This window comes from Burkholderia sp. 10_S31 (assembly GCF_056930375.1).
The window spans coordinates 1802188-1821659 of sequence record NZ_JBXOWK010000003.1 but is presented as its reverse complement, the minus strand read 5'-3'; the positions used below and the strand labels follow the sequence as shown (position 1 = coordinate 1821659).

Below are 19472 nucleotides of genomic sequence, written 5' to 3'. Positions count from 1 at the left end.
GCGGACAGGATCACCCGGCATTCATTCACTCTTACTCATCGATCACACGCAGCATGGAACCGATCAAAGTTGGCCTGTTGGGCTTCGGCACCGTCGGTAGCGGCACCTTCACGGTGCTGCACCGCAACCAGGAAGAAATCAAGCGACGCGCGGGGCGCGGCATCGAGATTGCGCGCATTGCGGTGCGCAACCCGGCCAAGGCGCAGGCTGCGCTCGGCGGCAACGCCGGCGCCGCGCAGATCACCGACGACTTCAACGCGGTCGTCGACGATCCGTCGATCGCGATCATCGCCGAGATGATCGGCGGCACGGGCATCGCGCGCGAGCTCGTGCTGCGCGCGATCGCGAACGGCAAGCACGTCGTGACGGCGAACAAGGCGCTGCTCGCGGTGCACGGCACCGAGATCTTCGAGGCCGCGCGCGAAAAGGGCGTGATGGTCGCGTTCGAGGCGGCCGTCGCCGGCGGCATCCCGATCATCAAGGCGCTGCGCGAAGGCCTGACCGCCAACCGCATCCAGTACATCGCGGGCATCATCAACGGCACGACGAACTACATCCTGTCGGAAATGCGCGACCGCGGGCTCGACTTCGCGACCGCGCTGAAGGCCGCGCAGGAGCTCGGCTACGCGGAAGCCGATCCGACCTTCGACATCGAAGGCGTCGACGCCGCGCACAAGGCGACCATCATGAGCGCGATCGCGTTCGGCGTGCCGGTCCAGTTCGATCGCGCGTACGTCGAAGGCATCAGCAAGCTCGATGCGACCGATATCCGCTACGCGGAAGAGCTCGGCTACCGGATCAAGCTGCTCGGCATCACGCGCCGCGCCGAAAAAGGCATCGAACTGCGCGTGCACCCGACGCTGATTCCCGAGAAGCGCCTGCTCGCGAACGTCGAGGGCGCGATGAACGCGGTCGTCGTGCACGGCGACGCGGTCGGCACGACGCTGTACTACGGCAAGGGTGCCGGCGCGGAGCCGACCGCATCGGCGGTCGTCGCGGATCTCGTCGATGTCACGCGCCTGCATACGGCCGACCCGGAGCATCGCGTGCCGCACCTCGCGTTCCAGCCGGACAGCCTGTCGAACACGCCGATCCTGCCGATCGACGAAGTGACGAGCGGCTACTACCTGCGCCTGCGCGTGGCCGACCAGACGGGCGTGCTCGCCGACATCACGCGCATCCTCGCCGCATCGGGCATCTCGATCGACGCGCTGCTGCAGAAGGAGTCGGAGCAGGTCGACGACGCGAACGGCGAAACCGACATCATCCTGATCACGCACGTCACGCTCGAGAAGAACGTCAATGCGGCGATCGTGCAGATCGAGAACCTCTCGACGGTGGTCTCGAAGGTGACGAAGCTGCGCATGGAAGCGCTGAACTGAGGGCCAGGAACGACATGATGAACTACATCTCCACGCGCGGCGCCGGCATCGGCGAGCGCCACACGTTCTCCGACATCCTGCTCGGCGGTCTTGCGAAGGACGGTGGGCTGTACCTGCCGGCCGAGTACCCGAAGGTGTCCGCCGACGAACTCGCGCGCTGGCGCACGCTGCCGTACGCGGATCTCGCGTTCGAGATCCTGTCGAAGTTCTGCGACGACGTGCCGGCCGACGACCTGCGCGCGATCACGCGCCGCACGTACACGGCGGCCGTGTACAGCAACACGCGCCACGGCGAGAACGCGTCCGACATCACGCCGCTGAAGACGCTCGGCACCGAGAACGGCGCGGCACTGTCGCTGCTCGAGTTGTCGAACGGCCCGACGCTCGCGTTCAAGGACATGGCGATGCAGCTGCTCGGCAACCTGTTCGAGTACACGCTCGCGAAGCACGGCGAAGCGCTGAACATTCTCGGCGCGACGTCGGGCGACACGGGCAGCGCGGCCGAATACGCGATGCGCGGCAAGGCCGGCGTGCGCGTGTTCATGCTGTCGCCGCACAAGAAGATGAGCGCGTTCCAGACGGCCCAGATGTTCAGCCTGCAGGATCCGAACATCTTCAACCTCGCGGTCGAAGGCGTGTTCGACGACTGCCAGGACATCGTGAAGGCCGTATCGAACGATCACGCGTTCAAGGCGCAGCAGAAGATCGGCACCGTCAACTCGATCAACTGGGCGCGCGTCGTCGCGCAGGTCGTGTACTACTTCAAGGGCTATTTCGCGGCGACGCAGTCCAATGACGAGCGCGTGTCGTTCACGGTGCCGTCGGGCAACTTCGGCAACGTCTGCGCGGGCCACATCGCACGGATGATGGGCCTGCCGATCGCGAAGCTCGTGGTCGCGACCAACGAGAACGACGTGCTCGACGAGTTCTTCCGCACCGGCGCATATCGCGTGCGCAGCGCGGAGAACACGTATCACACGAGCAGCCCGAGCATGGATATCTCGAAGGCGTCGAACTTCGAGCGCTTCGTGTTCGACCTGCTCGGCCGCGATCCGGCACGTGTGATGCAGCTGTTCCGCGACGTCGAGGAGAAGGGCGGGTTCGATCTCGCGGCGAGCGGCGATTTCGCGCGCGTGGCCGAGTTCGGCTTCGTGTCGGGCCGCAGCAGCCACCCGGACCGCATCGCGACGATCCGCGACGTGTTCTCGCGCTACGACACGATGATCGATACGCACACGGCCGACGGCGTGAAGGTCGCGCGCGAGCATCTCGATGCGGGCGTGCCGATGGTCGTGCTCGAAACGGCCCAGCCGATCAAGTTCGGCGAGACGATCCGCGAAGCGCTCGATCGCGAAGCCGAGCGGCCGGCCGCATTCGACGGGCTCGAGGCGCTGCCGCAGCGTTTCGAGGTCGTGAAGGCCGACGCGCAGCAGGTGAAGGACTTCATCGCCGCGCATACGGGCGCGTAACGTAGCGTCGGGCCACCGGGTCGCAAGGCCGGCGGTGCTGGACGGCCGGAATGCCGATTCGTCTCACGGATCGGGGTTCCGGCCGTTTCGTTTGGCGCCGGCCGTGCGCGCGCATGCCGTCCGGTGCCGCGCGAAACAAGTGCCAGTGCCGCGCTTTCGCGCCGATCACAGTTTTCGCATGTCCGCCATATCGCACGTCCGCGCGACGGCGTCGCTACAATGACGTATTGACTCCAACGATCCCCCGATTCCATCGATGTCGAATCCGAATTCCGTGGCGCCGCGCGCGCCGATGCTGTCGACCGCGGAAGCGCTCGCCGCGCTGCTCGAAGCTGCGAAGCCGCTGCCCGGCGCCGAAACCGTCGCGACGCTCGATGCGCTCGGCCGCGTGCTGGCGGCCGACGTGAGCTCGCCGCTCGACGTGCCGCCGATGCATACGAGCGCGATGGACGGCTATGCGGTGCGCGTCGCGGACCTGCTGCACGGCGAACGGCGCCTGCCGGTGTCGCAGCGGATCCCGGCCGGCCATCCGGCCGTGCCACTCGCGGCGGGTACGGCCGCGCGGATCTTCACCGGCGCGACGGTGCCGCCCGGCGCCGACGCCGTCGTGATGCAGGAACAGGCGTCGGCTGACGGCGATGCGGTCGAGATCCTGCACACGCCGAAGGCCGGTGAATGGATCACCGCGCAGGGCGCGGACATCCGCCAGGGGGCGGTGATCCTTCCGGCCGGCACGCGGCTCATGCCGCAGGCGCTCGGCCTCGCCGCATCGGTCGGCTGTGCGCAGTTGCCGGTCGCGCGGCGGACTCGCGTCGCGGTGTTCTTCACCGGCGACGAACTGACGATGCCCGGCGAGCCGCTGAAACCCGGTGCGATCTACAACTCGAACCGTTTCACGTTGCGCGGGCTGCTCGAGCGGCTCGGCTGCCATGTGACCGACTACGGGATCGTGCCCGATTCGCTCGCCGCGACGCGCGACACGCTGCGCGAGGCCACGCGCGATCACGACGTGATCCTGACGAGCGGTGGCGTATCGGTCGGCGACGAGGATCACGTGAAACCGGCAGTCGAGGCCGAAGGGCGGCTCGCGCTGTGGCAGATCGCGATGAAGCCCGGCAAGCCGCTCGCGTTCGGCGCGGTGCGCCGCGGCGACGCACGCCCCGATGCGCACTTCATCGGGCTGCCGGGCAACCCCGTGTCGAGCTTCGTCACGTTCCTGCTGTTCGTGCGGCCGTTCCTGCTGCGCCTGTCCGGCGTGCGCGACGTCGCGCCGCGCGCGCTGTCGCTGCGCGCGGACTTCTCGCAAAGCAAGGGCGACCGGCGCAACGAATTCCTGCGCGCGCGCGTCAATGCCGCCGGCGGTCTCGACCTGTTCCCGAACCAGAGTTCGGCGGTGCTGACGTCGACGGTCTGGGGCGACGGCCTGATCGACAATCCGCCGCAGCACGCGATCAGCGCGGGCGAGACCGTGCGTTTCATTCCGTTTTCCGAACTGCTGTCGTAATGCGATGGCTTCCCGACCTATGAAGATTCAGCTGAAATTCTTTGCAAGCGTGCGCGAGGCGCTAGGCGTATCCGACGAGCAGGCCGACGTGCCGGACGGCGTGACGACCGTCGGCGACGTACGCGCATGGCTGCGCCTGCGCGGCGGCGCGTGGGCCGAGACGCTCGCCGAAGGGCGCGCGTTGCGCATGGCGTGCAATCACGAGATGACCGACCCGGAGACGCGGCTTACCGACGGCTGCGAGGTCGCGTTTTTTCCGCCGGTGACCGGCGGCTGAGCTTTGCATGGGGCTAGAGGAAGGGCTCAAGCGCTGACTCTGGTCGACCGCGAAGCATGGGAGCGGAGGAAGTGCTCAAGCGCCAACTCTGGTCGACCGCGAAGCATGGGACCAGAGTAAGCGCTAAAGCGCTAACTCTGGTCGACAGGACCGAACGATGGCTACCGTACGAATCCAGACCGATGATTTCAACCTGAACGCCGAAGTCGCGGCATTGCGCGCGCGCAACCCGAAGATCGGCGCGGTCGCGTGCTTCGTCGGCACGGTGCGCGACCTGAACGAAGGCGATTCGGTTGCCGCGATGGAGCTCGAGCACTATCCGGGGATGACCGAAAAGGCGCTCGAGAAGATTGCCGCCGAAGCCGGCCGGCGCTGGCCCGGGATCGACGTCGCGATCGTGCATCGCGTCGGCCGGCTGTTGCCGCTCGACCAGATCGTGATGGTCGCGACGGTCGCGTCGCACCGCGGCGACGCGTTCGCGTCGTGCGAGTTCGTGATGGACTACCTGAAGACCGAGGCGCCGTTCTGGAAGAAGGAAACGACGCCGGACGGCGAACGCTGGGTCGACGCCCGCAGCACCGACGATGCGGCGCTCGCGCGCTGGGGCGTCGAATCGGGCAACACGCCGCGCTGAGCGCAGCGTTTGGGGCGTGCGGCGTTGTGCCGCAGGCCGTTCGATTGTCGCAAGCCGCTCAGGCGTCCGGATCGACGCCGCGCCCGATGATCTTCGTCGGAAACGGCTCGCCGCGGGCGCGTGACGGCAGCGCATGCGGATCGTCGCCCGCGTCGCGGCGACGCGGTGCGATCGCATCGAGCAGCGCCTGCTGCTCGGGCGGAATCTGATAATCCCAGCCGAAGCGGCTCAGCTGCAGGCTCTGCGCGATCCGCAGCGCCGGTTCCATGAAGCGGATCGCCGCGGGCGGCGTGTAGCGCCCCTCGACGGTCTTCAGGAACAGCGACAGCCAGCGGCTGAAATGCGCGGGCTCGATCCCGTCGAGCGGTTGATGCGCCTGCTGCACGTTGCCGCGATAGCCTTTGGTGCCGAGCACGAGGCTCGACCAGAAGTTGACCATCTTCGGCAGATGGTCGTCCCAGCGACCGTTCAGCTTCGCGTCGAACACGGGGCCGAGCAGCGGATCGGCGCGCACGCGGTCGTAGAACGCGTACACGAGATCGCGGATGTTGTCTTCGGTCGGTTCGGCGTCGCGGGGGCGGGCCGGCACGGTATCGGGCGAGGCGGGCAGGGCAGTCATGGCAAAAAGGGCCGGAAAATCGGGGCGTTGGCGGGGCGTCGGCACCGTGCCGGCGGAACGGCAGCGCGGGCAATGCGCAGGACGCCGACAGGATTTTGACGCAAAATAGCGTCCACTGATGCCTGAAAAATGTGTAGATGCCACGCATCTTATTGCGCGCAGGCCGTCTCGGCAACCCGGCGCCGTCAAGCGGCCCGGACAGTCGATCCGGCGCGCGCTTCGATTGACCCGGCTCGCATCATCGGGGCACGATCGATAATTTTCCGTATTCGCTCATGAGACTCACCGACTACACCGACTACTCGTTGCGCGTCATGTTGTACCTCGCCGTGCGCGGCGAGGGGCTCGCGACGATCCAGGAGATCTCGGACGCCTACGGCATCTCGAAGAACCATCTGATGAAGGTCGTCCAGCAGCTCGGCGAGCTCGGCTGGGTCGATACCGTTCGCGGCCGCAACGGCGGGCTGCGGCTGTTCCCCGACTCGCTGAAGCTGACGGTCGGGCAGGTGGTGCGCGCGACCGAGAGCGATTTCGCGCTGGTCGGCTGCTTTTCGGCCGACGGCGGCGAGTCGCGCGGCTGCGTGATCGAGCCCCAGTGCCGCCTGAAGGGCGTGCTGGCGGCCGCGCGCGACGCGTTCTTCACCGAACTCGACCGCCACACGCTCGGCGAGCTCGCCGTACCCGCGTCGCCGCTCGTCGCGCTGCTGGGCATTCGTCCGATCGCGCTGGTGCGTGCCGAGCCGTCGGTGGATGACGCGCCTGCGTCCGCCGAATCATCCTCGAAAGCCGGCTGACACGCCGGCGCAGCCCCTCCTCGGCCGGCCGCGGCGCGCCCGCAGGCCGCCACATCGCCATCCGGCAATTTTTGCGCTGAATCAACCCGAATTTCGCTTGAAACCCGTATAACGATCCTCATCTTGGTGTTAATCGAAAATTGGAGGTCTCACTAAATGAGAATCGACAAGCTCACCACCAAGTTCCAGGAAGCGCTCTCGGACGCGCAAAGTCTCGCGGCAGGTCGCGACAATCAATACATCGAACCCGTTCACGTGCTGGCGGCGCTGGTCGCGCAGCAGGACGGCTCTGCCCGCTCGCTGATGTCGCGCGCAGGCGTTCACGTGCAGGCGCTGCAAGGCGCGCTGAACGAGGCCATTTCGCGCCTGCCGCAAGTGACGGGCACGGGCGGCGACATCCAGATCGGCCGCGAGCTGGCCGGGCTGCTGAACCAGGCCGACAAGGAAGCGCAGAAGCTCAACGACACGTTCATCGCGAGCGAGATGTTCCTGCTCGCCGTGTCCGACGACAAGGGCGAAGCCGGCAAGCTCGCCCGTCAGCACGGCCTCACGCGCAAGGCGCTCGAAGCCGCGATCGCCGCGGTGCGCGGCGGTTCGCAGGTGCACAGCCAGGACGCGGAGAGCCAGCGCGAGGCGCTGAAGAAATACACGGTCGACCTGACCGAGCGCGCCCGCGCGGGCAAGCTCGACCCGGTGATCGGCCGCGACGACGAAATCCGCCGCTCGATCCAGATCCTGCAGCGCCGCACCAAGAACAACCCGGTGCTGATCGGCGAGCCGGGCGTCGGCAAGACCGCGATCGTCGAAGGGCTCGCGCAGCGGATCGTCAACGGCGAAGTGCCCGAAACGCTGAAGGGCAAGCGCGTGCTGTCGCTCGACATGGCCGCCTTGCTCGCCGGCGCGAAGTACCGCGGCGAGTTCGAGGAGCGCCTGAAGGCCGTGCTCAACGACATCGCGAAGGACGAAGGCCAGACGATCGTGTTCATCGACGAGATCCACACGATGGTCGGCGCCGGCAAGGCCGAAGGCGCGATGGACGCAGGCAACATGCTGAAGCCGGCGCTGTCGCGCGGCGAGCTGCATTGCATCGGCGCGACCACGCTCGACGAATACCGCAAGTACATCGAGAAGGATGCCGCGCTCGAGCGCCGCTTCCAGAAGGTGCTTGTCGACGAGCCGAGCGTCGAGGCGACGATCGCGATCCTGCGCGGGTTGCAGGAGAAGTACGAACTGCACCACGGCGTCGACATTACCGACCCGGCGATCGTCGCCGCGGCCGAGCTGTCGCACCGCTACATCACCGACCGTTTCCTGCCGGACAAGGCCATCGACCTGATCGACGAGGCTGCATCGAAGATCAAGATGGAAATCGATTCGAAGCCCGAAGAGATGGACAAGCTCGACCGTCGTCTGATCCAGCTGAAGATCGAACGCGAGGCCGTGAAGAAGGAGCAGGACGAGGCATCGCAGAAGCGCCTGCAGCTGATCGAGGAAGAGATCGAGCGTCTGGGCCGCGAATATGCGGACCTCGATGAGATCTGGACCGCCGAGAAGGCCGCGGTGCAGGGCAGCGCGCAGCTCAAGGAAGAGATCGAGAAGGTGCGGGCCGACATCGCGCGTCTGCAGCGCGAAGGCAAGCTGGAGAAGGTCGCCGAACTGCAGTACGGCAAGCTGCCGCAACTCGAGTCGCAACTGAAGCAGGTTACGCAGGCCGAAGAGCAGGAGCAGCACAACCCGACGCGTCCGCGCCTGCTGCGCACGCAGGTCGGTGCGGAAGAAATCGCGGAAGTCGTGTCGCGCGCAACCGGGATTCCGGTGTCGCGAATGATGCAGGGCGAACGCGAGAAGCTGCTGCACATCGAGGAAAAGCTGCACGAGCGCGTGGTTGGCCAGCACGAGGCGATCAGCGCGGTCGCGGATGCGATCCGTCGTTCGCGCGCGGGTCTCGCCGATCCGAACCGTCCGTACGGCTCGTTCCTGTTCCTCGGCCCGACGGGTGTCGGCAAGACCGAGCTGTGCAAGGCGCTGGCGGCGTTCCTGTTCGATTCGGAAGAGCATCTGATCCGCATCGACATGAGCGAGTTCATGGAGAAGCACAGCGTCGCGCGACTGATCGGCGCGCCGCCGGGCTATGTCGGCTACGAGGAAGGCGGCTACCTGACGGAGGCCGTGCGCCGCAAGCCGTACAGCGTGATCCTGCTCGACGAGATCGAGAAGGCGCATCCGGACGTGTTCAACGTACTGCTGCAGGTGCTCGACGACGGTCGCATGACCGACGGGCAGGGCCGTACGGTCGACTTCAAGAACACGGTGATCGTGATGACGTCGAACCTCGGCTCGCAGGTGATCCAGGCCATGACGGGGTCTCCGCAGGAAGAGATCAAGGACGCCGTGTGGCTCGAGGTGAAGCAGCACTTCCGTCCGGAGTTCCTGAACCGGATCGACGACGTCGTCGTGTTCCACGCGCTCGATCGCAGCAACATCGAGTCGATCGCGAAGATCCAGCTCGCCCGCCTGCACGACCGGCTTGCGAAGCTCGACATGGCGCTCGACGTGTCGCCGGCGGCGCTCGAACAGATCGGCAAGGTCGGCTACGATCCGCTGTTCGGCGCGCGACCGCTGAAGCGCGCGATTCAGCAGGAGATCGAGAACCCGGTCGCGAAGCTGATCCTCGCGGGCCGCTTCGGTCCGAAGGACGTGATCCCGGTCGACGTCAACGACGGCAAGTTCGTGTTCGACCGCGTCGTGCACTGATCGCCGGTCATCGGCCGCACGCCCGGTTCGCGCCGGGCGCGCAAAAACAAACACCCCGCTCAGGCGGGGTGTTTGCATATGGAGCGGCCGAAATAGCTGCCGCGGCCGTCAGCCGGTGCGGTGCGTGCGGGCTCAGGCCTGCTTGTTGCCGCCGAACATGCCGGCGAGCTGCGTGAGAGCGCCGAGCACGTTCGACGTGTCGACCTGGCCGCCGGCCGGCACTTCGCCGTTCGGCGTCGCGCCGTTGACGACGTGCGGCAGCACCTGCGCAAGGATCGACGATGCCTGGGACGGATCGATGCCGACCTTGCTCGCGAGCGCGCCGACGGCGTCGGAGCCGAGCACGTTCTGCAGCGTGTCCGCCGAGATCGGCTGGTTTTCGCCCGTGCCGACCCACGAGCCGATGATGTCGCCGGCGCCGCCGGCCTTGAACTTCTCGATCAGCCCGTTCAGGCCGCCCGGCTGGTTGTTGATGAATTCGAGCGCGGTCGTGATGAGTGCGCTTTGCGAGTTGCCGCCGGCCTGGCCGCCGATCAGACCACCGACGATGTCGAGGAGACCCATGGTTCTTCACCTTCACTGAAAAGGGCGCCGCAACGACGGCGCCCGTTGATCGAATGCCGCGCGCACGCCGTCGCGCGCGCGGCGCACATCAGGCGCCCGACGCCGCGGCGGCGGAGGCTGCCTTGTCCTTCTTGCTCTTCTTCTTCGAACCCTTCGCCGCCTTCGTGGACGACGCTGCGGCCGGCGCGCTCGCGCCCGCGTCGGCGGATGCCGCCGCGGCTGCGGCCGCCTTGTCCTTCTTCGATGCGCGCTTGCTCTTCGCCGGCTTGGTTGCCGCTTCGGGTGCGCTCGCGGCCGGCGCCGGTGCCGTCGCCGTCGTGCCGGCGGTCGCGGTCGTCGATGTCGACGCGGTGCCCGCCGACGTCGTGGCCGACGTGGTCGTCGACGTGGTCGCGGCCGGCTTCGACAGCTTCACGCCCTTCGGCGGCGTCGACGAGCCGCCGACCGTCAGGCCGTTTTCCTCGAGATGCCCGACCGATTTCGTGCCGAGACCCTTCACGCGGTTCGCGAGATCGTCCGCATCCTTGAACGGGCCGTTCTTGGTGCGTTCGTCGATGATTGCCTTCGACTTCACGGGCCCGAGCCCCTTCACCGATTCGAGCGCGGCCTGGTCGGCCGTGTTGACTTCGACGGCCGCGGCGAGACCGGCGGCGAGCGACAGCGACAGCGCGACGAACAGCATCAGCAGCTTTTTCAGCATGGCAAAGGCTCCCTGGTTCTGACGGATGAATGGCTGTTGCAACGGACGACGGCGCGAGGCCTGGCCGGGCGTCGCCGTTAAGCATAGGACAAATGCGTGCCCTTTTTGAGACAAGCTGACCGAATCTTGCTGAAGGCCTGCGTCGCTGTAAAGACCGAAACCCGCGCCGGGCGGCGATTTTGACCATTCTTTACGGTGTTGCCGGAGCGTCGCCGATATTCGTCGTGCTGGCTGTTCGACAGGGCTTGACTTAGAGTGAACTCTAACTCCTAACCTTGTTCCTGCCATGTCGAAAACCGTATCCCAACCTTCCTCCGCCGGCCCGCTGACGATCGGCCAGGTCGCCGAAATGACCGGCTTGTCGACGCATACGCTGCGGTACTACGAGCAGGCCGGCCTGCTGCGCGCGATTTCGCGCACGGCGGCCGGGCACCGGCTCTATGCGCCGGCCGACCTTGACTGGCTGGCCTTCGTGATGCGCCTGAAGGCGACCGGCATGCCGATCGCGCAGATGCAGGCATTCGCGACACTGCGCGCGCAAGGCGAGTCGACCTTCGGTGCGCGGCGCAGCCTGCTGGTCGCGCATCGCGACGCGGTGCGCGCGCATATCGCGGAGCTGCAGGCGAGCCTCGACGTGATCAGCGACAAGATCGTGAACTATGAGGCACAGGAGCGGGATATGGCACGACGGGCAAAACCTTCTCACGCTCTATCGGAACAGGACGGACACAATGGAACGACTCGTTGAAGACCGCTATACGCGCGGCTGGAACAAACTGAAGGAAATCGACGGCGAAGTGGGTGAGCGCGTGATTGCGGCCCTCGCACCGATCGCGCCGGACTTCGGGCGGCTGATCGTCGAGTTCGGTTTCGGCGACATCTACAGCCGGCCGCAGCTCGACCTGAAAGCGCGCGAAATCGCGACGATCGCGGCGCTGGCCGCGCTCGGCAACGCGCAGCCGCAACTGAAGGTGCATATCGAGGCCGCGCTGAACGTCGGCTGCACGCGCGACGAGATCGTCGAGGTGTTCATGCAGATGGCCGTCTATGCGGGCTTTCCGGCCGCGCTCAACGCGCTGTTCGCCGCACACGAGGTGTTTACGCGGCGCGACGAAGCGGCCGGCGAGACCGGTGACACCGCGAACGCGCGCGAAGCAGCCGTGCATGAGGCATGAGCGGTAGGCGCGCTCGCGCATTACGCGCGGTGCGGCGCGACGATCCGGTGCTTCGCGATGCGCCGGTATAGCGTCGCGCGCGAGATGCCGAGCGCTTCCGCGGCCGCGTCGGGCCGCCAGCGATGCGCGGTGAGTGCCGCGACGATGCGGCTGCGTTCGTCGTCCGGCAGCGCGCCGGCCGGACCGGCACTGAGCTGAGCGGCGAGATCGGCCGGCAGGTCGCGCGCCGTCACGCGCGCGGCGTCGCACACCGCGCACGCATAACGCAGCACGTTGCGCAACTGGCGCACGTTGCCGGGCCACGGATAGGCAGCGAGCTGTTCGGCGAGCGTCGCGTCGAGCATGAGCACGTGGCCGGTCGCCTGCGCCTCTTCGGCGAACACCGCGGCGATCACGTCGCGCACGTCCGCGCGCTCGCGCAGCGGCGGCAGTTCGAACGTTGCGCCGCTCAGCCGGTAATACAGGTCCTCGCGGAACGTGCCGTCGGCCACCATCTGCGCGAGATCGCGGTGCGTCGCGCAGATCACGTCGAGATCGACGCGCACGGGCGTATCGCTGCCGAGCGGCACGACCTCGCCGTCGGCGAGCACGCGCAGCAGGCGCGTCTGCAGCGTGAGCGGCATGTCGCCGATTTCGTCGAGGAACAGCGTGCCGCCGTCGGCGAGTGCGATCTTGCCGCGCGCGCCATGCTTGCGCGCACCGGTGAACGCGCCGGCCGCGTAGCCGAACAGTTCGCTTTCGATCAGCGCTTCGGGTAGCGCGCCGCAGTTGACCGCGACGAACGGCCGCGCACGCCGCGCACCGGCGTCGTGGATCGCGCGCGCGAACACTTCCTTGCCCGCGCCGGTTTCACCCAGCACGAGGATCGGCAGCCGCTTGCTCGCGACGCGCAGCGCGAGTTCGGCCTGCTGCGCGACGCGCGCGTCGCTGCTGTTCAGGAACGGCGTCAGCGCGCCGACATGACGCTGCGCGGTGCCGGGGCGGCGCGATGCGGTGCCGGTTTCGCGGCCGGCACGCCGTAGCGGCGCACGCAGTCGCGCATAGAGCGGGGCACCGGTCGCGCGCAGCCGCAGCGCGACGATCGCATCGAGCCGTGCGGCGTCGCGCAGCGGCATCTCGGTCGCATCGAAGATCTCGTCGATATGGCGCGGTTCGCGCAGCGCCGGCAGCGCGTCGCGCGCCTGCCGGTTCGCGGCGACGATGTTGCCGCATTCGTCGAATGCGATCAGCCATTCGGGCTGTGCCTCGACGTAGTGACGGTTCGGATGCCCGAACAATATCCAGTGCTGCGCGGTGCTGTGCACGAAATACCCATCCTCGATCAGCGCCGCGCTCTGCCGCACGAGCTGATACACGAGACGCTGGCTGTCGCGGCCGTCGGGCGACTGGACGGCCGACGCATCGAGCACGCCGATCAGTTCGCCGCCCGGCGAGAAGATCGGGGCCGCGCTGCAGGTGAGCGTGGTGAATGCGGCGCGGAAGTGGTCGGTCTTGTGCACGGTGATCGGGGCGAGATCGGTCAGCACGCTCGCGACGCCGCAGGTGCCTTCCTCGCTCTCCGACCAGCACGAGCCGATGTGCAGCCCCGCATGGCGGAAGTCGGTGCGGCGCTCGCGATCGATCCGGTAGTCGATCGTCACGCCGTGCGCGTCGGTCAGCATCACGCAGTAGTCGGCGACGCGAATCATGTCGTGCAGGCGCGTGAGGCACTGGCCCGAGGCGCGCAGGAACGCCTCCTCCTTGTCGCGCACCTCGCGCAGCTCGGCCGCGGTGAGCACGCGCGGGCCGATCGATGACGAGGGGTCGAGCGCGTAGCGCTCGAGCGAGCGCTGCCACGACGAGACGAGACGCGCGGAGTCCGCCGGCGCGGGCAGGCGTCCGGCGAGCGCGCCGAGCACACGGTCGGCGTGCTGGGCCTGGGGGACGGCATAGGGCATGGTCGGCTCCGGTTCCGTACGGCGAGGAATTCGATCTTCTTGTAGCACATCCGCTTGCGCGGATCACATTGCATCGCAGCACGCGCGCGGCGTGAGACGTTCGTCTCACCGGTATCTCAGCCGGTCTCGCGCGGTTGAGACGCGCGGGCATGGCGAGCGCGATGGGGTCCGGAGCACGGCGTTGCATGCCGCGCCGCGGTGCGTCGGGGTTGCCGGCCGGACAGCAGCGCCGATTACGCCGCCGAAGCTGGCGTGTCGCGCGATCGATGGCGTGAGACGCAGGGGCGGTCTCGCGGCGCGCCGAGCTGTAACAGCAGCAGATGTCGGTGGCGTGGATGTCCGCCGAGCCAGTTTGCGCGCGGGTTTCCCGGTCATTGCACACACGATGGCACGCCGCTTGCAGATGTCACGGGCAAGCCCGGCGCAGTCGCGTCGGCGAAGACGATCCGCTGCCCTCGATGACGGCGGACGACACATGCAGGGCCGGTGCGCGAGCGCTGGCCCACTGGATGGAGACAAGCCCGTGACGACGCCCGTGACCGTTGGCGTGATCGCGAACCCCGCATCGGGGCGCGACATTCGCCGCCTGACGACGCATGCATCCGTGTTCCCGACCGCGGAAAAGGCCAACATGGTCGTGCGCCTGCTCGCCGGCCTCGGCGCGATGGGCGTCGAGCGCGTGCTGACCTTGCGCGACAGGACGGGCATCGCGACGCTGCTGATGCGTGCGCTCGATACGCATCGCGCGGTCGCGCCGCACGAGCGCTGGCCCGACGTCGAATTCGTCGACCTGCCGATCTCGGATTCCGTCGCAGACACACAGGCGGGCGCCGCATACATGAACCGGATGGAAGTCGCGCTGATCGTCGTGCTCGGCGGCGACGGCACCCATCGCGCGGTGGCCGCGCATTGCGGTGCGACACCGCTCGTCGCGCTGTCCACCGGTACCAACAACGCGTTTCCCGAACATCGCGAGGCGACCGTCGCGGGCGTCGCGGCAGGACTCGCCGCGACCGGCGCCGTGCCGGCCGAGGTCGCGTTCGTGCGCAACAAGCGGCTTGTCGTGCGCTGCGTCGCGGGTGCGAACGCGGGGCGCGAGGAGATCGCGCTCGTCGACGTGTGCGCGGCACGCCAGCGCTTCATCGGCGCGCGCGCGATTTCGGCGCCCGACGATATCGACACGCTCTACTTGACCTTCGCGGAGCCGGACGGCATCGGGCTGTCCGCACTCGGCGGCGCGTGGGCGCCGCTCGAGCGCAGCGCGCCGCACGGGCTTGCGATGCGCTTCGCCGCCGACGGCAAGACAGCCGGCACGCCGCTCGTCGCGCCGATCGCCCCCGGCCGCGTCGATCGCGTGGTGATGCGCAGCTGCGAACGGCTCGAACCGGGGGCGTGGCAGATGATTCCGTTCGAGCACGGCACGCTCGCGTTCGACGGCGAGCGCGAGATCGAGGTCGCGCGCGGCGACCGCTACGAGATCGCGCTCGACTGGTGCGGGCCGCTGACGGTCGATGTCGGCCGCACGCTGCGTTACGCGTCGTCTCGGCAGGTATTGCGCGACGCCGGCGCGTGGCTCGAATGAGCATCCGGTTTCACGCAAGACTTCGACATCCATAACGATCATCAAGGAGACATCGTCATGACAACCCCTCTCGAAGGACAGGTCGCCATCGTCACGGGCGGCGCGCGCGGCATCGGCCGCGGCATTGCGCTGTCGCTCGCCGGTGCCGGCGCCGACATCCTGCTGGCCGATCTGCTCGACGACGCGCTCGACGCCACCGCGCGCGAGGTGCGCGCGCTGGGCCGCCGAGCGACGATTGCGAAGGTCGACGTCACGCAGGCCGCACAGGTCGACGCGATGGTCGCACAGGCGATCGCCGAACTCGGCGGGCTCGACATCCTCGTGAATTGTGCGGGCGTGATCAGCATTCATCCGGTCGCTGAACTGACAGAGCGTGACTGGGATTTCGTGATGGACGTGAACGCAAAGGGCACGTTCCTCGGCTGCCGGGCGGCGCTCGGGCATCTGAAGGCGCAGGGTCGCGGCCGGATCATCAACGTCGCGTCGATCGCGGGAAAGGAAGGCTTTCCGAATCTCGCCCATTACAGCGCATCGAAATTCGCGGTCGTCGGCTTCACCAATGCGCTCGCGAAGGAGCTCGCGCGCGACGGCGTGACCGTCAACGCGATCTGCCCCGGCATCGTCCGTACCTACATGTGGGACCGGCTGTCCGACGAGTGGAAGACCGACGGCGAAACGGTCGAGGCGTCGTGGCAGCGGCACCAGTTGACGCTGATTCCGCAGGGCCGCGCGCAGACGCCGGAAGACATGGGCCGGCTCGCGCTGTTCTTCGCGACGATGGACAACGTGACGGGCCAGTCCGTCAACGTCGACGGCGGCTTCACGTTCCACTGACGGCCGCAGGCCGTGCAATCCGTCGCCGGGGCGTTGCCGCGGCGGCATTCGCAGTCAGACCTACCAGGAGACACACATGACCGTTTCGACACAGCTCAGCAGGGACAAGCTGCTGGACGCCTACCGGCTGATGCGCACGATCCGCGAATTCGAGGAGCGCCTGCACGTCGAGTTCGCGACCGGCGAAATCCCCGGTTTCGTCCATTTGTATGCGGGCGAGGAGGCATCTGCAGTCGGCACGATGCTGCACCTCGGTCTTGAGGACTACGTCGCGACCACGCACCGCGGGCACGGCCACTGCATCGCGAAAGGCGTCGACGTGCACGGGATGATGGCCGAGATCTACGGCAAGAAGACCGGCGTCTGTCACGGCAAGGGCGGCTCGATGCACATCGCCGACCTGTCGATGGGGATGCTCGGCGCGAACGGGATCGTCGGCGCGGGCGGCCCGCTCGTGTGCGGTGCCGCGCTGGCGGCGAAGCACAAGAAGACGGGCGGCGTCGGCGTGTGCTTCTTCGGCGACGGCGCGTCGAACCAGGGCGTGATCTTCGAATCGATGAACCTCGCGTCGGTGTGGCGGCTGCCGGCGATCTTCGTGGCCGAAAACAACGGCTATGCGGAAGCGACGTCGTCGAGCTGGTCGGTCGCGACCGACAACATCGCCGATCGTGCGAACGGCTTCGGAATGCCGGGTGTGATCGTCGACGGTTTCGACTTCTTCGCGGTGCACGAGGCGCTCGGCGAAGCGGTTGCACGCGCGCGCAACGGCGGCGGCCCGACGCTCGTCGAGGTGAAGTTCACGCGCTACTTCGGACACTTCGAAGGCGATGCGCAGACCTACCGCGCGCCGGGCGAAGTGCAGAAGCTGCGCGACGAGAAGGACTGCCTGAAGCATTTCGAAACGCGCGTCGTGCGTGCCGAAGCGCTGACGACCGACGACCTGCGCGCGGTCGATGCGCAGGTGAAGGCGCTGATCGACGACGCGGTCGCGCAGGCGAAAGCCGCGCCGCTGCCCGACGCAACCGACCTGCTGACCGACGTGTACGTGTCGTACCCGTGAACGCGGCCTGACCCAGCAACCGGCAGCCGGCACGGCGAACCGAATATCCCAGGAGACAGACATGGCAAGGAAGATCACTTATTCGCAGGCGATCAACGAGGCGCTCGCGCAGGAAATGGCGCGCGACGACAGCGTGATCGTGATGGGCGAGGACAATGCAGGCGGCGCGGGCGCGCCGGGCGAGGACGACGCATGGGGCGGCGTGCTCGGCGTGACGAAGGGGCTGTTCCACAAGTTTCCGGGCCGCGTGCTCGACACGCCGCTGTCGGAAGGCGGCTACATCGGCGCGGCGGTCGGCGCGGCCGCGTGCGGAATGCGGCCCGTCGCGGAGCTGATGTTCATCGATTTCATGGGCGTGTGCTTCGACCAGATCTTCAACCAGGCGGCGAAGTTCCGCTACATGTTCGGCGGCAAGGCCGTGACGCCGGTCGTGATCCGCGCGATGTACGGCGCCGGCCTGCGCGCGGCCGCGCAGCATTCGCAGATGCTCACGTCGCTGTTTACGCATATCCCGGGGCTGAAGGTTGTATGCCCGTCGACGCCTTACGACGCGAAGGGGCTGCTGATCCAGTCGATCCGCGACAACGATCCCGTGATCTTCCTCGAACACAAGCTGCTCTACACGCGCGAAGGCGACGTGCCTGAGGAATCCTATGCGATTCCGTTCGGCGAGGCGAATGTCGTGCGCGACGGCGACGACGCGACGATCGTCACGTACGGGCGGATGGTGCATCTCGCGACCGACGCGGCCGCGAAGCTCGCGAAGGACGGCATCCAGGTCGACGTGATCGACCTGCGCACGACGTCGCCACTCGACGAGGAAACGATCCTCGAAAGCGCGGAGCGCACCGGGCGTGTGGTGGTCGTCGACGAGGCGAACCCGCGCTGCTCGATCGCGACCGACATCGCCGCGCTCGTCGCGCAGCGCGCGTTCCGGTCGCTCAAGGCGCCGATCGAGCTGGTGACCGCACCGCATACGCCCACGCCGTTCGCCGGCGTGCTGGAAGACCTGTACATCCCGTCCGCCGACGCAATCGCGCAGGCGGTACTGAAGACGAGGAGCTGACACGATGTCGATTCACATGATCACGATGCCCAAGTGGGGGCTGTCGATGGAGCAGGGGCAGGTCAACGGCTGGCTGAAGGCGATTGGCGAGCGCGTGACGAAGGGCGACGAAGTGCTCGACGTCGAGACCGACAAGATTTCGTCGGGCGTCGAGTGCGCATTCGACGGCACGCTGCGCCGGCAGGTCGCGCAGGAGGGCGAGACGCTGCCGGTCGGTGCGCTGCTCGGCGTGGTGGCGGCGGCCGACGCAAGTGATGCCGACATCGATGCGGCGATCGCCGATTTCCAGCGCGATTTCACACCGAGCGAGGCCGCCGACGACGCGGCGGGCCCGCAGCCCGAGAAAGCGCAGATCGGCGGACGCACGGTCCGGTTCCTGAAATTGGGCGATGGTTCGGGCACGCCCGCCGTGCTGATCCACGGCTTCGGCGGCGACCTGAACAACTGGCTGTTCAACCATGCGGAACTCGCCGCGCACCGGCCCGTGTGGGCGCTCGATTTGCCCGGGCACGGCGAGTCGGGCAAGGCGGTCGACACCGGCAGCCTCGACGAACTGGCCGATGCGGTGCTCGCGCTGCTCGATGCGCAACACATCGACCGCGCGCACCTGATCGGCCATTCGATGGGCGGCGCGGTCGCGATGGCGGCGGCCGAGCGAGCGCCGGAACGTGTGGCGTCGCTGACGCTGATCGCGAGCGCCGGGCTCGGCACCGACATCAACCGCAGCTATATCGACGGCTTCGTCGCCGGCAACAGCCGCAATACGCTGAAGCCGCACCTCGGCGCGCTGTTCGCGGACGGCGCGCTCGTCACGCGCCAACTGGTTGAGGATCTTGTCAAGTACAAGCGGCTCGAAGGCGTGCAGGTCGCGCTGGAGAAGATCGCGAACGCCGCGTTCGACGGCGCGACCCAGCGGCGCGTGTTCCGCGATCGCGTCGGGTCGCTCGCGCCGCGCACGCTCGTGATCTGGGGCGAGCGTGACCAGGTGATTCCCGCGCAGCATGCGCAGGGCTTGCCGGATGGCGTGCGGGCCGAGGTAATCGCCGGCAGCAGTCACATGGTGCAGATGGAGGCGGCTGCCGACGTGAACCGCCTGATCGTCGCGTTTCTCGGAGACTGAC

18 protein-coding genes are annotated in these 19472 nt (G+C 67.6%); 14 read left to right on the top strand and 4 right to left on the bottom strand.

Going from position 1 to position 19472, the window contains the following annotated elements:
- Positions 1 to 53: 53 nt before the first annotated feature.
- From AC1Z3W_RS28615 to AC1Z3W_RS28595, 5 genes are all read left to right on the top strand, one after another.
- Complete coding sequence (locus tag AC1Z3W_RS28615; RefSeq protein WP_057925283.1) at positions 54 to 1382, top strand: homoserine dehydrogenase; 1329 nt, start codon at positions 54 to 56, stop codon at positions 1380 to 1382.
- Positions 1383 to 1399: 17 nt separating this feature from the next.
- On the top strand, positions 1400 to 2851 hold the full coding sequence (gene thrC, locus AC1Z3W_RS28610; protein WP_057925435.1) for a threonine synthase: 1452 nt from the start codon (positions 1400 to 1402) through the stop codon (positions 2849 to 2851).
- Between the two features lie 256 nt (positions 2852 to 3107).
- On the top strand, positions 3108 to 4355 hold the full coding sequence (locus tag AC1Z3W_RS28605; RefSeq protein WP_483508997.1) for a molybdopterin molybdotransferase MoeA: 1248 nt from the start codon (positions 3108 to 3110) through the stop codon (positions 4353 to 4355).
- A gap of 19 nt (positions 4356 to 4374) precedes the next feature.
- Positions 4375 to 4632: a molybdopterin converting factor subunit 1 gene (moaD, locus tag AC1Z3W_RS28600; RefSeq protein ID WP_011885003.1), complete on the top strand. Its 258-nt coding sequence runs from the start codon at positions 4375 to 4377 to the stop codon at positions 4630 to 4632.
- A gap of 157 nt (positions 4633 to 4789) precedes the next feature.
- On the top strand, positions 4790 to 5266 hold the full coding sequence (locus tag AC1Z3W_RS28595) for a molybdenum cofactor biosynthesis protein MoaE (RefSeq protein WP_057925281.1): 477 nt from the start codon (positions 4790 to 4792) through the stop codon (positions 5264 to 5266).
- Between the two features lie 58 nt (positions 5267 to 5324).
- Here AC1Z3W_RS28595 and AC1Z3W_RS28590 read toward each other — a convergent pair whose 3' ends face one another.
- Positions 5325 to 5885: a group III truncated hemoglobin gene (locus tag AC1Z3W_RS28590; RefSeq protein WP_057925280.1), complete on the bottom strand. Its 561-nt coding sequence runs from the start codon at positions 5883 to 5885 to the stop codon at positions 5325 to 5327.
- A gap of 275 nt (positions 5886 to 6160) precedes the next feature.
- On the opposite strand from AC1Z3W_RS28590, the gene AC1Z3W_RS28585 reads away from it, so the two are divergent.
- Both AC1Z3W_RS28585 and clpB read left to right on the top strand, forming a co-directional pair.
- The gene (locus AC1Z3W_RS28585) at positions 6161 to 6679 is read left to right on the top strand and encodes an Rrf2 family transcriptional regulator (RefSeq protein ID WP_057925279.1); all 519 of its coding nucleotides are present in this window, start codon (positions 6161 to 6163) and stop codon (positions 6677 to 6679) included.
- A 156-nt stretch (positions 6680 to 6835) separates the two neighbouring features.
- A complete protein-coding gene (clpB, locus tag AC1Z3W_RS28580; RefSeq protein WP_057925278.1) occupies positions 6836 to 9433 on the top strand; it encodes an ATP-dependent chaperone ClpB in 2598 nt (865 codons plus the stop codon).
- Positions 9434 to 9565: 132 nt separating this feature from the next.
- On the opposite strand, the gene AC1Z3W_RS28575 is transcribed toward clpB, so the two are convergent.
- Both AC1Z3W_RS28575 and AC1Z3W_RS28570 read right to left on the bottom strand, forming a co-directional pair.
- Positions 9566 to 9997, bottom strand: a complete 432-nt coding sequence (locus tag AC1Z3W_RS28575) for a YidB family protein (protein WP_057925277.1) — start codon at positions 9995 to 9997, stop codon at positions 9566 to 9568.
- A gap of 88 nt (positions 9998 to 10085) precedes the next feature.
- Positions 10086 to 10697 carry a helix-hairpin-helix domain-containing protein gene (locus AC1Z3W_RS28570; RefSeq protein WP_057925276.1) on the bottom strand — a complete coding sequence of 204 codons (612 nt, stop codon included), beginning with the start codon at positions 10695 to 10697 and terminating at the stop codon, positions 10086 to 10088.
- A gap of 286 nt (positions 10698 to 10983) precedes the next feature.
- On the opposite strand from AC1Z3W_RS28570, the gene AC1Z3W_RS28565 reads away from it, so the two are divergent.
- Together AC1Z3W_RS28565 and AC1Z3W_RS28560 are read left to right on the top strand one after the other, a co-directional pair.
- On the top strand, positions 10984 to 11445 hold the full coding sequence (locus AC1Z3W_RS28565) for a MerR family transcriptional regulator (RefSeq protein WP_057925275.1): 462 nt from the start codon (positions 10984 to 10986) through the stop codon (positions 11443 to 11445).
- Entirely contained in the window at positions 11429 to 11872 is a 444-nt protein-coding gene (locus AC1Z3W_RS28560) for a carboxymuconolactone decarboxylase family protein (protein ID WP_057925274.1), read from the top strand. The genes AC1Z3W_RS28565 and AC1Z3W_RS28560 overlap by 17 nt, the downstream gene beginning before the upstream one ends.
- A 20-nt stretch (positions 11873 to 11892) precedes the next feature.
- On the opposite strand, the gene AC1Z3W_RS28555 is transcribed toward AC1Z3W_RS28560, so the two are convergent.
- Positions 11893 to 13809, bottom strand: coding sequence for a sigma-54-dependent Fis family transcriptional regulator (locus tag AC1Z3W_RS28555; protein ID WP_483508996.1), 1917 nt, complete (start codon positions 13807 to 13809; stop codon positions 11893 to 11895).
- Between the two features lie 523 nt (positions 13810 to 14332).
- Here AC1Z3W_RS28555 and AC1Z3W_RS28550 point away from each other — a divergent pair.
- The 5 genes from AC1Z3W_RS28550 (at position 14333) to AC1Z3W_RS28530 (ending at position 19471) form a co-directional block, all read left to right on the top strand.
- On the top strand, positions 14333 to 15391 hold the full coding sequence (locus AC1Z3W_RS28550) for an ATP-NAD kinase family protein (RefSeq protein ID WP_057925272.1): 1059 nt from the start codon (positions 14333 to 14335) through the stop codon (positions 15389 to 15391).
- A gap of 57 nt (positions 15392 to 15448) precedes the next feature.
- Complete coding sequence (locus tag AC1Z3W_RS28545; RefSeq protein ID WP_175824915.1) at positions 15449 to 16225, top strand: SDR family oxidoreductase; 777 nt, start codon at positions 15449 to 15451, stop codon at positions 16223 to 16225.
- Between the two features lie 76 nt (positions 16226 to 16301).
- Positions 16302 to 17285 (top strand): thiamine pyrophosphate-dependent dehydrogenase E1 component subunit alpha, encoded by a 984-nt coding sequence (locus AC1Z3W_RS28540; RefSeq protein WP_057925270.1) that lies wholly within the window; start codon positions 16302 to 16304, stop codon positions 17283 to 17285.
- Between the two features lie 61 nt (positions 17286 to 17346).
- Complete coding sequence (locus tag AC1Z3W_RS28535; protein WP_175824913.1) at positions 17347 to 18351, top strand: alpha-ketoacid dehydrogenase subunit beta; 1005 nt, start codon at positions 17347 to 17349, stop codon at positions 18349 to 18351.
- A 4-nt stretch (positions 18352 to 18355) separates the two neighbouring features.
- On the top strand, positions 18356 to 19471 hold the full coding sequence (locus tag AC1Z3W_RS28530; protein ID WP_483508995.1) for an acetoin dehydrogenase dihydrolipoyllysine-residue acetyltransferase subunit: 1116 nt from the start codon (positions 18356 to 18358) through the stop codon (positions 19469 to 19471).
- The last annotated feature ends 1 nt before the right edge of the window (position 19472 follow it).